The 12,941-nt window shown below is 58.0% G+C and carries 14 protein-coding genes; 5 read left to right on the top strand and 9 right to left on the bottom strand.

Annotated features, from left to right (window positions below; all coding sequences use genetic code 11):
• Positions 1-5 precede the first annotated feature (5 nt).
• Positions 6-650 (bottom strand): cAMP-activated global transcriptional regulator CRP, encoded by a 645-nt coding sequence (gene crp / locus C8K63_RS11840; protein WP_108216883.1) that lies wholly within the window; start codon positions 648-650, stop codon positions 6-8.
• Positions 651-879: 229 nt separating this feature from the next.
• On the opposite strand from crp, the gene C8K63_RS11835 reads away from it, so the two are divergent.
• Together C8K63_RS11835 and speD are read left to right on the top strand one after the other, a co-directional pair.
• On the top strand, positions 880-1,302 hold the full coding sequence (locus tag C8K63_RS11835) for an OsmC family protein (protein WP_007994936.1): 423 nt from the start codon (positions 880-882) through the stop codon (positions 1,300-1,302).
• A 239-nt stretch (positions 1,303-1,541) separates the two neighbouring features.
• A complete protein-coding gene (gene speD, locus C8K63_RS11830; protein ID WP_057396317.1) occupies positions 1,542-2,333 on the top strand; it encodes an adenosylmethionine decarboxylase in 792 nt (263 codons plus the stop codon).
• A 117-nt stretch (positions 2,334-2,450) separates the two neighbouring features.
• On the opposite strand, the gene coq7 is transcribed toward speD, so the two are convergent.
• From coq7 to hemJ, 6 genes are all read right to left on the bottom strand, one after another.
• Positions 2,451-3,098: a 2-polyprenyl-3-methyl-6-methoxy-1,4-benzoquinone monooxygenase gene (gene coq7, locus C8K63_RS11825; RefSeq protein ID WP_096515638.1), complete on the bottom strand. Its 648-nt coding sequence runs from the start codon at positions 3,096-3,098 to the stop codon at positions 2,451-2,453.
• A gap of 160 nt (positions 3,099-3,258) precedes the next feature.
• Positions 3,259-3,597: a histidine triad nucleotide-binding protein gene (locus C8K63_RS11820; RefSeq protein ID WP_007986008.1), complete on the bottom strand. Its 339-nt coding sequence runs from the start codon at positions 3,595-3,597 to the stop codon at positions 3,259-3,261.
• 80 nt (positions 3,598-3,677) lie between these two features.
• Positions 3,678-4,466: an SDR family oxidoreductase gene (locus C8K63_RS11815; RefSeq protein ID WP_108216882.1), complete on the bottom strand. Its 789-nt coding sequence runs from the start codon at positions 4,464-4,466 to the stop codon at positions 3,678-3,680.
• Between the two features lie 61 nt (positions 4,467-4,527).
• Positions 4,528-5,493: a DUF805 domain-containing protein gene (locus tag C8K63_RS11810; RefSeq protein WP_108216881.1), complete on the bottom strand. Its 966-nt coding sequence runs from the start codon at positions 5,491-5,493 to the stop codon at positions 4,528-4,530.
• 93 nt (positions 5,494-5,586) lie between these two features.
• Entirely contained in the window at positions 5,587-6,555 is a 969-nt protein-coding gene (locus tag C8K63_RS11805; protein WP_108216880.1) for a nitronate monooxygenase family protein, read from the bottom strand.
• Between the two features lie 33 nt (positions 6,556-6,588).
• Positions 6,589-7,020: a protoporphyrinogen oxidase HemJ gene (hemJ, locus tag C8K63_RS11800; RefSeq protein ID WP_108216879.1), complete on the bottom strand. Its 432-nt coding sequence runs from the start codon at positions 7,018-7,020 to the stop codon at positions 6,589-6,591.
• A 134-nt stretch (positions 7,021-7,154) separates the two neighbouring features.
• Between hemJ and argC the strand changes: the two genes are divergently transcribed.
• Together argC and erpA are read left to right on the top strand one after the other, a co-directional pair.
• On the top strand, positions 7,155-8,189 hold the full coding sequence (gene argC / locus C8K63_RS11795; RefSeq protein ID WP_108216878.1) for an N-acetyl-gamma-glutamyl-phosphate reductase: 1,035 nt from the start codon (positions 7,155-7,157) through the stop codon (positions 8,187-8,189).
• Positions 8,190-8,355: 166 nt separating this feature from the next.
• Positions 8,356-8,706, top strand: coding sequence for an iron-sulfur cluster insertion protein ErpA (gene erpA / locus C8K63_RS11790; protein ID WP_007906865.1), 351 nt, complete (start codon positions 8,356-8,358; stop codon positions 8,704-8,706).
• A gap of 68 nt (positions 8,707-8,774) precedes the next feature.
• Here erpA and C8K63_RS11785 read toward each other — a convergent pair whose 3' ends face one another.
• Together C8K63_RS11785 and C8K63_RS11780 are read right to left on the bottom strand one after the other, a co-directional pair.
• Positions 8,775-9,866, bottom strand: a complete 1,092-nt coding sequence (locus C8K63_RS11785) for an anhydro-N-acetylmuramic acid kinase (RefSeq protein WP_108216877.1) — start codon at positions 9,864-9,866, stop codon at positions 8,775-8,777.
• Between the two features lie 3 nt (positions 9,867-9,869).
• On the bottom strand, positions 9,870-11,306 hold the full coding sequence (locus C8K63_RS11780) for a peptidoglycan DD-metalloendopeptidase family protein (protein ID WP_108217244.1): 1,437 nt from the start codon (positions 11,304-11,306) through the stop codon (positions 9,870-9,872).
• 211 nt (positions 11,307-11,517) lie between these two features.
• Between C8K63_RS11780 and tyrS the strand changes: the two genes are divergently transcribed.
• Entirely contained in the window at positions 11,518-12,717 is a 1,200-nt protein-coding gene (gene tyrS, locus C8K63_RS11775; protein ID WP_108216876.1) for a tyrosine--tRNA ligase, read from the top strand.
• Positions 12,718-12,941 lie beyond the last annotated feature (224 nt).

Raw genomic sequence — 12,941 nt, 5'->3', positions numbered from 1 at the left:
CGAGCTTATCGCGTACCGAAAACCACCATGGTCTTGCCTTTGACGTTCACCAGTTCGCGTTCTTCCAGATCCTTGAGGACGCGACCGACCATCTCCCGGGAACAACCGACTATCCGCCCGATTTCCTGACGGGTCACCTTGATTTGCATGCCATCGGGGTGAGTCATGGCGTCTGGCTGTTTGCACAGCTCCAGCAGGCAGCGGGCAACGCGGCCGGTCACGTCAAAAAATGCCAGGTCACCGACCTTGCGCGTGGTGTTGCGCAGGCGCTGTGCGATTTGTCCGCTGAGGACGTAAAGAATTTCCGGATCCAGCAGAGATAACTCGCGGAATTTTGCGTAGCTGATTTCCGCGACTTCGCATTCAACCTTGGCCCGCACCCAGGCGCTGCGCTCCTGCTCCAGGCCGGCTTGCTCAAACAGGCCCAACTCGCCGAAAAAGTCTCCGGCGTTCAGATAGGAAATGATCATTTCCCGGCCGTCGTCATCTTCGATCAGGATGGTGACTGAGCCTTTGATGATGAAGAACAGCGTTTCCGAGCGGTCGCCGGCACAAATGATGCTGCTCTTGGCCTGATAACGGCGGCGCTGGCAATGCATCAACAGCTTGTCGAGGTTCTTGATCTTGGGGTTGGGGGCAATCGCAACCATGGTTGTATCCCGAAAAGACTGCACGGTGTGTTTGGTTTTTTATGAATAGCGAACGCTGGGGAAAAGCTGGCAATGCGCCATTGAATTGGCGTCAGCTTAACAGACACTTCCTGCAATATTCGAGCATTTACCTACAAGGCAGTGGGATATGTCCTAAGACGCCGGGCGCCGTCAATCACAGGGCCTGTGCTAAGCTGGCGACCCTTTTTTATACAGTGGAGTCTTGGCGATGAAGGCACGCATCCAATGGGCTGGCGAAGCCATGTTCCTCGGCGAATCCGGTAGCGGTCATGTCGTGGTCATGGACGGTCCGCCCGATGCCGGCGGACGTAACCTGGGTGTCCGGCCGATGGAAATGCTGCTGCTGGGTGTCGGCGGTTGCAGCAATTTCGATGTGGTCAGTATCCTCAAGAAGTCCCGCCAGGCGGTCGAAAGCTGTGAAGCTTTCCTTGAAGCCGAGCGTGCGACCGAAGATCCAAAGGTTTTCACCAGGATCCACATGCACTTCGTGGTCAAGGGCCGTGGGCTGAAAGAAGCCCAGGTCAAGCGCGCCATCGAATTGTCTGCCGAGAAGTATTGCTCGGCCTCGATCATGCTCGGCGCGGCAGGCGTGGCAATTACCCACGACTACGAGATCATCGAACTCGGTTGAATCGACATTCAACTATCATAAAAGCAGTGCAGACTCTGGCGAACACAAGCTGACGTCTGCATAATGCGCCACTTTTTTCAGGGTAGTGGCCCGTCAGCCGACAGGCCTCGCACCCGAGCAGACAACCAAAATCGCCATCGCGAAGAGGTGTTAACCGTCCTACGCAGGTGCGTTGTTCGCATTTGACGGGCATGCTTGATCACGCGGCCGGGCCGCAAACACATAGAGAGTTTTTAACGGTGAAAAGCAAACTCAAGCTCCACGGGTTCAATAACCTGACAAAGACCTTGAGCTTCAACATCTATGACATCTGCTACGCGGAAACCCCGCAAGACCAACAGGCTTACGTCGAGTACATCAATAAAGAGTACAACGCGAAACGCCTGACGCAGATCCTCACGGAAGTTGTCGATATCATTGGTGCCAACATCCTGAACATTGCCAGTCAGGACTATGAGCCGCAGGGCGCCAGCGTCACGATCCTGATCTCGGAAGAGCCGGTAACCCCGACCGACAGTCAGATCGAAGAATCCCCGGGCCCGCTGCCTGAAATCATTCTTGCTCACCTCGACAAGAGCCACATCACGGTGCACACCTACCCGGAAATCCATCCGGTCAGCGGTATTGCAACCTTCCGTGTGGACATCGACGTATCGACTTGCGGGGTCATTTCACCGCTTAAAGCGCTCAACTTCCTGATTCACCAGTTCGATTCGGACATCGTGACTGTGGATTACCGTGTGCGCGGCTTCACCCGTGACGTTGAAGGCAAAAAGCACTTCATCGACCATGAGATCAATTCGATCCAGAACTACCTCTCCGAAGACACTTACGACGCGTACCAGATGACCGACGTGAACGTGTACCAGGAAAACCTGTTCCACACCAAGATGCTGCTGAAGAACTTCGAACTGGATAACTACCTGTTCGGCGACGCCACCAGCAACTTGTCCTCTGAGCAACGCGCCCAGGTGACCGAGCGGGTGAAACACGAAATGCTCGAAATCTTCTACGCGCGCAATATGGCGTAAGATTCTCGGACACAAAAAAGGCGACTCCCTCACGGTAGTCGCCTTTTTTATTGCCGGAATGCATTCACTGTGGGCGTTGGCTTGCCCGCGAAGAGGCCCTGCCAGGCAACCGAAAGATCAGATCCGATAAGTACTCTTGGTCATCACCTTGGCCATCAGGCTCATCCCGAATTTCACCGGTGCCGGAAACCGGAAACCGCCAGCCTCCAGCGCACTTTCGGCATGCTGTTCTTCATCGATGCGCATCTGCTCAAGAATCGCCCGGGATTTTTCATCCTCGGCCGGCAATTGCTCCAGATGTTCGTTCAGGTGTTTGCACACCTGGTCTTCCGTTGCCGCCACGAACCCCAGGCTGACTTTATCGCTGATCAGGCCGGCCACCGCGCCAATCCCGAAAGACATGCCATAAAACAGCGGATTGAGGATGCTGGTGTGGCTACCCAGTTGATGGATGCGTTGTTCGCACCAGACCAGGTGATCGATCTCTTCTTCGGCGGCATGCTCCATCGCGGCACGCACTTGCGGCAGCTTGGCGGTCAGCGCTTGCCCCTGATACAGCGCCTGGGCGCAGACTTCGCCGGTGTGGTTGATGCGCATCAGGCCGGCAACATGGCGCGTGTCTTCATCGCTCATTTTCGCATCCGGCTGCACGATGGCGGGCGACGGACGGTACGGCTGGCCGCTGAAGGGCAGCAAGGTGCGCATCGCGGCATCGGCTTGCAGCAGAAGGCGGTCGATTGGCGAGTAGTGACGTTGGGTAGTCATGCTGACCTCCGGAGGAATCTCGGCGGCCAGTTTAACCCAATCGGCCAGGGAAGGTTTGCGCTGGGTCAAGATCAAAAGATCGCAGCCTTCGGCAGCTCCTACAGAGGTTCGCGATACACATAGGAGCTGCCGAAGGCTGCGATCTTTTGAGAACCTATGCTCAGCCCGGCGGCCAGTGCATCTGGCGCTGACCCAGCACGTGCATATGAATGTGATAGACGGTTTGCCCGCCTTCTTCATTGCAGTTCATGACGACGCGGAAACCTTTTTCGCAGCCCAGTTCCAGAGCCAGACGCTGCGCGGTGAACAGAATATGCCCGGCCAGCGCCTTGTCGTCCTCGGTCAGGTCGTTCAAGGTGCGAACCGGTTTCTTCGGGACCACCAGAAAATGTACCGGTGCCTGTGGGGCAATGTCGTGGAAGGCCAGTACCTGGTCGTCCTCGTAAATGATCTTCGCCGGGATTTCCCGGTTGATAATCTTGGTGAACAGAGTATCCACAGCTGTTTTCTCCGTTGTTTGGGCTGGGCTGAGTGTACTCATGGCGTATGCCTGCGCCCAGCCTTTTACCTTGAGTTGGATCAGCGCGGGCAGTACGCCTTGTTGATCATGCCGGCGATGGTGCGAGTCAGCCAGCGCGAGCCGAGCCGCGGCAGGAAGACGAACCAGCGGTTGCGCCGCCCGGGAATAATGATCGCTTTATTCTTTTCCAGTGCGCGCACGGTGTAGAGCGCCACTTCCTCGGAGCTCATCAGCAGTTTGCTGTTGGCCAGTTTGTCGCTATCGAGTTGTGCGGTACGGAAAAACGCCGTGCGGGTCGGTCCGGGGCAGAGCACCGAAACCTTGATCGCACACTTTTTCAGCTCGACGCGCAATCCTTCGGAAAAGTGCAGCACATACGCCTTGCTGGCGTAATAGGTGCTCATCCACGGCCCCGGCTGAAACGCTGCCACCGAGGCCACATTCAGAATCTGCCCGCCGCCTTGCAGGGCCATGCTGTTGCCGATGGCGTGGCACAGGCGGGTAAGGGCGAGGATGTTCACTTCAATCAGGTCTTGCTCGGTCATCCAGTCCTGGGCCAGAAACGGGCCGCAGGTGCCGATACCGGCGCAGTTGACCAGCAGATCGATCTGCCTGTCGCCTTCTTCCAGCTCCAGCAGGAACCCGGACAAGCGTAGCGGTTCGCCCAGGTCACAGGCACGGAACAACACTTCCACGCCGAACCTTTGGGTCAGTTCAATCGCAATACTTTCCAGCTGATCACGTTGGCGGGCCACCAGAATCAGGCTGCGGCCGCGCCGGGCCAGCGCTTCGGCCATTGCCAGGCCGATGCCGCTGGAGGCGCCAGTGATCAGAGCGTAACGGGTCATGCAGTTCTCCATCGCAACAGCTCCGCGCCGCGACGCAGGTGTCACGGGCCAGGAGCGCTGTTCATTCTTTCGCAGAGTCTACAGGGGGCTGGGCCTCTTCGGCTGCATCGTTGGTGGAATTTGGCACCGGTTCGACCTCGACGTCGATTTCATCGGTGGTGACCGAACTGCTTTCGTAGCTGCTCTGCGCGGCGTTTTCGTATCCTTCCCGTATCGCCGTGAGACCACCGGCCAGCGAGCCGAACAGAACCAGCGCGATAACGATCAGCCACAGCGAAGACAATACCTTGACCGCGGTACTGTTCGGCGGAGGCGGCGGGCCGTAGCGGTTGGCAGTGTCGTTGCCCGGTACGACCATGATCACGAACGGAAAGAAACTGCCAACAAATGGCACCAGGTTCAGCAGCCACAGCCAGCCGGACCAGCCGACATCGTGCAAGCGTTGAACGGTGATCTGGATGCTGACGAATACAAATCCGGCGAAGAGGATCAAGGCCAGCAAGCTGCCCAATATCAGGCCGGCGGTCGAATTCGCGCCGATGAGAGCCAAGGCGACTAAGGCAAACACCCCGCAAACGGCCAGGAGCACAGTTGACAGCACCAGCGTCCAGGCGAGGTAACGCAAGCGCCCGATACGGCCATCGAAACTGAATGGCTTGAGCGTGGCGAATTCCGCCACGGCTTCGCCGACGGGGGCGCGAGGCGGCGCGTAAGGGAACTGCGGATCTGCCTGGGCAGCCTGGCTACTGGCCGAGGTGTGGTCGTGAACGTCGGCGAGGTTCAGCACGATCGGCGTCTCGGCTTCGATGCGGGCGTCGATACCGGTTTTGCTCAGCGCCTGGAGATAGGTCTGGGCATCGGCTTGCGACAGGTTGCGTTTGAGCGCTACCGGACGCCCGGTGAACAGGCGCTCGATGGCCGTGACATCGCTTTTGAACAACTCAGCGAGATTGAGCTTTGCCGTGGTGATGTCGACACCGGGCAGCAAGGCGCCCTCGAATACGATCTTGAAATGATTTTCGCCCATGTGCGAAGCATCCTTGTCGCGAGAGGTTGAAAGAAGAATGTTGTGCCCGGGCGAGAGTAAGGCCAGCCGGGCAAGACTGGCCAAGGTTTGCTGTCAGCTCGGCCAGCGTTTGGTCAACTGGGCAGCCTGTTCCAGGGCTTTGCGGTACTCCGAGTCGAGACGTGCAATCAACTGCTCGACGCTCGGCAAGTCCTCGATTTCTCCCACTCCCTGGCCTGCAGACCAAACGGTTTTCCAGGCTTTGGCCTCATCGCTCACGGGTTTGAGCTTGGAGCCGAAGTTGATCTCGCCCTTGCCTTGCAAGGCGGCCATGTCGAAACCGGCTGCTTCCAGACTCTGGCGCATGAAGCTCGCGGGGACACCTGATACGGCTGGAGTATGGATGATGTCTGCCGCTTTGGATGTCAGCAGCATTTCTTTGTAGGCGTCAGGTGCGTGACTTTCGGTTGTGCCGATAAATCGTGTACCAAAGTAGGCCAAATCCGCGCCGAGCAGTTGGGCGGCAAGAATTTCGTGGCCGTGGTTCAAGCAGCCGGCCAGCAACAAGGTCTTGTCGAAAAACTGGCGGATTTCGGCAATCAGCGAGAACGGGCTCCAGGTCCCTGCGTGGCCACCGGCCCCGGCAGCCACAGCGATCAAACCATCCACGCCGGCTTCGGCCGCTTTCTCGGCATGACGACGAGTTGTCACGTCATGGAACACCAGGCCGCCGTAGCTGTGCACCGCGTCGACCAGTTCTTTTACGGCACCGAGGCTGGTGATCACGATCGGTACTTTGTGTTCGACGCAGATCTGTAGATCCGCCTGTAAACGAGGATTGCTGTTATGGACGATCAGGTTTACGGCATAAGGCGCGGGGTTTTCCAGTGTCGCCAGCCCGGCTTCGATTTCTTCCAGCCAGGCCTTGAAACCGCTGCTTTCGCGCTGGTTCAGCGCCGGGAAGCTGCCGACCACGCCCTGGCGACAACAGGCGAGTACCAATTGCGGATTGGAAATCAGGAACATCGGCGCCACCACCACGGGCAGACGCAAACGTTGTTCAAGCAGAGCGGGCAGCGACATTGGAAGTACCCCGGTGAGTTGTGCCTGTTGGATTTAGAACGGTCGAACGACGACCAGAATTACGATAGCCAGCAATATCAGAACCGGCACTTCATTGAACCAGCGATAAAAGACATGGCTGCGGGTGTTCTCGCCACGGGCAAAACGTTTTACCTGCGCGCCACACATGTGGTGGTAGCCGATCAGAATCACCACCAGTGTCAGCTTGGCGTGCATCCAGCCACCCTGAGTGAAGTAGGCGCTGGGGTTGAGGCTGATCAACCAGCCGCCGAAGATCAGCGTAGCGATCATTGCTGGCCCCATGATGCCGCGGTACAGCTTGCGTTCCATGACGCTGAAGCGTTCCTTGCTGATCGTGTCTTCACTTTGTGCGTGATAAACGAACAGTCGTGGCAGGTAGAACAGGCCGGCAAACCAGCACACGACGCTGATGATGTGAAGCGCTTTGAGCCACAGATAGAGCATTTTTAGTTATTCCCCAATTCACGGTACTGGGAATATAGAGGCTTGAGCGTCCGCACGTCACCTTGGCGGTTGTCGCAGGCGCGCGCGGCCCCTATTATCGACGGCTTTCCAGTGGGTTCGTTGAGGGCAGGTTTATGGTCAAGGTCGGTATCGTCGGCGGCACGGGTTACACTGGTGTCGAACTGCTGCGTCTGTTGGCGCAACATCCGCAGGCTGAGGTGGTTGTCATCACTTCCCGATCCGAGGCTGGCCTGGCCGTGGCCGACATGTACCCGAACCTGCGAGGGCACTACGACGGCCTGGCGTTCAGCGTTCCGGACATCAAGACCCTGGGTGCCTGCGATGTGGTGTTCTTCGCCACACCGCACGGTGTTGCCCATGCCCTGGCGGGCGAACTGCTGGCGGCCGGGACCAAGGTCATCGACCTGTCGGCCGACTTCCGATTGCAAGACGCGGATGAATGGGCCAAGTGGTACGGTCAGCCGCACGGTGCACCGCAGTTGCTGGATGAGGCGGTCTATGGCTTGCCGGAAGTCAATCGCGAGCAGATCAAGAAAGCGCGACTGATTGCCGTGCCGGGCTGCTACCCGACTGCAACGCAATTGGGTTTCCTGCCATTGCTCGAAGCCGGCCTTGCCGATACTGCGCATCTGATTGCTGACTGCAAATCCGGTGTCAGCGGCGCCGGTCGTGGTGCTTCCGTAGGCTCGCTGTACTCCGAGACATCGGAAAGCATGAAGGCCTATGCGGTCAAAGGGCACCGTCATTTGCCGGAAATCCGCCAGGGCCTGCGTCGTGCAGCAGGCAAGGACGTCGGCCTGACCTTCGTTCCGCACCTGACTCCGATGATTCGTGGCATTCATTCCACGCTCTATGCAACCGTTGTTGATCGCTCGGTGGATCTGCAGGCGCTGTTTGAAAAGCGTTATGCCAACGAACCGTTCGTCGATGTGATGCCTGCCGGCAGCCACCCGGAGACGCGTAGCGTGCGTGGTGCCAATGTTTGCCGTATCGCGGTGCATCGTCCGCAAGACGGCGACCTGGTGGTTGTGTTGTCGGTGATCGACAACCTGGTCAAGGGAGCGTCGGGTCAGGCCGTGCAGAACATGAACATTCTGTTCGGGCTGGATGAGCGTCTGGGCCTGTCCCACGCAGGCATGCTGCCGTAAGGTTTATCGCGTACAGCAAAAGGCCCGTCTGACGGGCCTTTTTGCATTTCGGGCCGGCGATTGGAGTGGTTGATATACCATAACAATAGTTGACCGCTTTTCTAGGAGAAGCGGATAATGCGCGTCATCACGCAATATGACGGCGTTACGCCGGGAGATAGTCAGCATGAGCGTCGAATCCTTCACCCCCACGGCTTTGCAATTCACCCACGGTGCCGCGCACAAGGTGAAGAGCCTGGTCGATGAAGAGGGGAATGATCGCTTGAAGCTGCGCGTATTCGTTACGGGCGGCGGTTGTTCAGGTTTTCAGTACGGCTTCACCTTCGATGAAGAAGTGGCCGATGACGACACCATCGTCGAGCGCGAAGGTGTGAGTCTGGTGGTCGATCCGATGAGCTTCCAGTACCTGGCGGGTGCCGAGGTGGACTACCAGGAAGGTCTGGAAGGTTCGCGTTTCGTCATCAAGAACCCGAATGCGACCACCACCTGTGGCTGCGGTTCTTCGTTTTCGATCTGATCAGCGCACCTGTTTCACAGAACGCCGCACGACCCCAGGGTCTTGCGGCGTTTTGCTGTGTGGAGGATTTATGCGGGGTAGATGGCGCCCAGTACGCGCAAGCCGCGGGCACCGGTAACGCTCGGACGGTTGGCTGCGATGCCTTCGAGGCAGCAATGAGCCAGCCACGCGAAGGCCATGGCTTCGACCCAGTCGGGGTCTACGCCGTAAGTGGCAGTGCTGCTGACACTGGCGTTTGGCAGTAGGCTTGCCAGGCGGTTCATCAACGCGGTGTTGTGGGCGCCACCGCCGCAGACCAGTAGTTCCTGCGTGTCTGCCTGGGCGCTTTGCAGTGATTCGATGATGGTCAGCGCGGTCAGCTCAAGCAGCGTCGCCTGAACATCTTCGGCGGCGTAGGCTGGCAGTTGTGCCAGGTGCTGTGTCAGCCAAGGCAGGTTGAATACTTCCCGTCCGGTACTCTTCGGGCCTTTGGTTACGAAGAACGGATCGCTGAGCAGCTCATTCAATAGAGCCGGTTCAACCTTGCCGCTGGCGGCCCATTGGCCGTCGCGGTCATAGTTGTCGCCACGTTGCTGATGAATCCAGGCGTCCAGCAGGACATTGCCCGGGCCGCAGTCGAAACCGGCAACAGGCTTACCGGGTTCGATCAGGCTCAGGTTGCTGAATCCACCGATGTTCAGCACGGCACGATTGCCGGGACGCTCTTCAAACAAGGCTTCGTGAAAGGCGGGAACCAGCGGTGCGCCTTGTCCGCCGGCAGCGACGTCGCGGCTGCGGAAGTCGCTGACCACGGTGATGCCGGTCAGCTCCGCCAGCAGGGCCGGGTTGCCAATCTGCACGGTAAAACCGCGTGCCGGTTCGTGGCGGATGGTCTGGCCATGGCTGCCAATCGCACGAATGTCGTCAGGCTTCAGTTGCTGCTGAGCGAGAAGGGCATGAATCCCTTGGGCTGCCAGTTTCACCCAGCTCTGCTGGGCGATGGCGGAGCGGGCAATTTCGTCCGGGCCGCTGGCGCACAAGCCGAGCAGCTCGGCGCGCAGGGGATCGGGCATCGGGATGTAGTGGGAGGCGATCAGTCGGATCGCCGGGGCTTGCTCGATCAGTGCGATGTCCAGGCCATCAAGGCTGGTTCCGGACATCACACCTATATAGAACGCCATGACTTAGCGCTTGCTCGAAGCCAGCAGAGTGGCTTTTTCCTGTTCCATGCGCGCCATCAGTGGCTGGCTTTGGGCGAGGAAGCGTGGGCGTTCCGCCTTGGCAATCGGATCGGCCATTGGCAGTTTCTGGCCCAACGGGTCGACGTGCACACCATTGACCTGGAACTCATAGTGCAGGTGCGGCCCGGTGGAGAGACCGGTGGTGCCGATATAGCCAATCACCTGGCCCTGTTTCACCGTGCCGCCAGTCTTCACGCCTTTGGCGAAGCCTTGCATGTGGCCATAGAGCGTAGTGTAGGTATTGCCGTGCTGGAGGACCACGGTATTGCCGTAGCCACCACGGCGACCGGCCAGCAAGACCTTGCCATCACCGGCTGCCTTGATCGGCGTGCCGCGCGGTGCTGCGTAGTCGACGCCTTTATGGGCGCGGATCTTGTTCAGGATCGGGTGTTTGCGGCCCATGGAAAATTTCGAGCTGATACGGGCGAAGTCCACCGGTGTGCGGATGAACGCCTTGCGCATGCTGTTGCCGTCAGCGGTGTAGTAGCTGCTGTTGCCTTGTTTGTTGGTGTAGCGCACGGCGGTGTAGGTCTTGCCGCGGTTGGTGAAACGCGCCGACAGGATCGGGCCAGTGCCGACGGCCTTGCCGTTGACCACCTTCTGCTCGTAGATCACGTCGAACTCGTCGCCCTGGCGAATATCCTGGGCGAAGTCCACGTCGTAGCCAAACACACTGGCCATGTCCATGGTCAGGCTGTGAGACAGGCCCGCTCGGGCCGCGGACTGCGACAGTGAGCTGTTGATCACGCCATGAACGTAAGCCGAGCGCACGATCGGTTTGGCGGTAATGCGATTGAAGGTGTAGCCCTTGTCGTTCCTGGTCAGGCTGATGCTTTCGAGATCGTTGAGCTTGCTGTGCAGGTTGGTCAACTGGCCGTCAGGACTCAGTTCGAATTCGAGTTTTTGCCCGTGCTTGAGCTGGCTGAACTGCTTGGCCTGCTTGTCGCTGGCCAGTATTTCACGCACCGAGGTGGCTGGGAGGCCGACCTTCTCGAACAGTGTAGAGAGGGTGTCACCCTTGGTGACGATCACTTCCCTGTGGCTGGCCGGCTTCTTTTCTTCGACGACCGGCGCAGGTGCAGGTGCAGGCGCAGGTTCGGCTTGAGCGGTTTCCTGGGTGTCTTCGGCGCTGTTGTCGATCTGCGCGAAGGGGGAGGTTGCTGGTTCATTTGTGGCTTGAACGGCGTCAGCAGCGTCTTGATCTTGTGTCAGTTGTTCAGCAGGACTTTCCAGTTCAAGACTCAGGGTTGTCTTTTTGGCTTCGACATCGCTGGAAGGGAATACCAGAAGCGCCAGGCTGAGAAGGGCGGCGATGCCACTTGCGGCAAGCAAGTGGGTCTTCGGGTAAAGCGGCGGCGCTTTAGACGATTCTGTGGTCATAAGTGGTTTTGACTTTGAAAAAGATGAATTGGAAAAGATGAATGACATGATGAAGATGAAATAACTGTATAAAATATAACCAAATCATCTCTGAAGCAAGTCCGCAGGCACTCTGTCTGCGGATTGGCGTCCGTGCGCCGGGCAAACCTTGTATTTGACGCGCGATCTTGTATGGTTGGTTCCCTTTGAATCTGAGCCTTGCGGGTCTGTTATGAAGTCGGTTGAAGAGCAGCTAGCGCTGATCAAACGTGGTGCGGAAGAACTGTTGGTCGAGTCCGAGCTGATTGAAAAGCTCAAGCGTGGCCAACCGCTACGTATTAAGGCGGGCTTCGATCCAACGGCTCCGGATCTGCACTTGGGTCACACCGTGCTTATCAATAAGCTGCGCCAGTTCCAGGAGCTGGGGCATCAGGTGATCTTCCTTATAGGCGACTTCACCGGGATGATCGGCGATCCGAGCGGTAAGAGTGCCACGCGCCCGCCGCTCACTCGTGAGCAGGTCCTCGAGAATGCCGAGACCTACAAGACTCAGGTCTTCAAGATTCTGGACCCGGCAAAGACCGAAGTGGCATTCAACTCCACCTGGATGGATCAGATGGGGCCGGCCGACTTCATTCGCCTGACTTCGCAGTACACCGTGGCTCGCATGCTCGAGCGCGATGACTTCGACAAGCGCTACACAACCAATCAGCCAATCGCCATTCATGAGTTCCTTTATCCGCTGGTTCAGGGTTACGACTCGGTAGCTCTGCGCGCAGATGTCGAGCTCGGTGGTACTGATCAGAAGTTCAACTTGCTGATGGGGCGTGAGCTGCAGCGTGGTTATGGTCAGGAAGCCCAGTGCATTTTGACCATGCCGCTGCTTGAAGGTCTGGACGGCGTTAAGAAAATGTCCAAATCCCTGGGCAACTACGTCGGTATCCAGGAAGCGCCGGGTGTGATGTACGGCAAGCTGGTTTCCATTCCGGATGTGCTGATGTGGCGCTACTTCGAGTTGCTCAGCTTCCGCTCCATGGATGAGATCAATGCGTTCCGCGCTGATGTAGAGGCGGGTGCCAATCCGCGCGATATCAAGATCAAGCTGGCTGAAGAGATCGTTGCGCGTTTCCATGGTGAGGAGGCTGCGGCCAGTGCTCATCGTGCTGCCGGTAACCGCATGAAAGATGGCGAGCTGCCGGAAGATCTGCCGGAAATCGAATTGACTGCTGTCGAGGATATGCCGATCGCTGCTGTCCTTAATAAAGCAGGGCTGGTTAAGAACTCGGCGGTGGCGCGGGATCTCCTGGGTTCCGGTGGTGTGCGTATAGACGGTGAGGTTGTCGATCGCACCTTTATATATGCACTGGGCGCGACCCATGTTTGCCAGGCCGGGAAGAAGGCATTTGCGCGTATTACGCTCAAATCCGAATAAGGCTGAAATAAAGGGTTGACGGCGAATTTTAGAAGCCTATAATTCGCCCCACTTCCGGCGCAGTCGAAGCGGAAAACTCCTTGGTAAACAATGAGTTACGCAGTTTTCGGCAGCAGGTTGCTTCAGGTTATCGAAGCCAAAAGGGAGTTGAAAAAGAGGTGTTGACAGCAGCGTGTAACGCTGTAGAATTCGCCTCCCGCTGACGAGAGATCTGAAGCGCAAGT

Origin of the sequence: Pseudomonas sp. GV085, from assembly GCF_003050925.1 — a bacterium.
GTDB lineage: Bacteria > Pseudomonadota > Gammaproteobacteria > Pseudomonadales > Pseudomonadaceae > Aquipseudomonas.
This window is presented reverse-complemented; position numbering and strand designations above follow the sequence as displayed.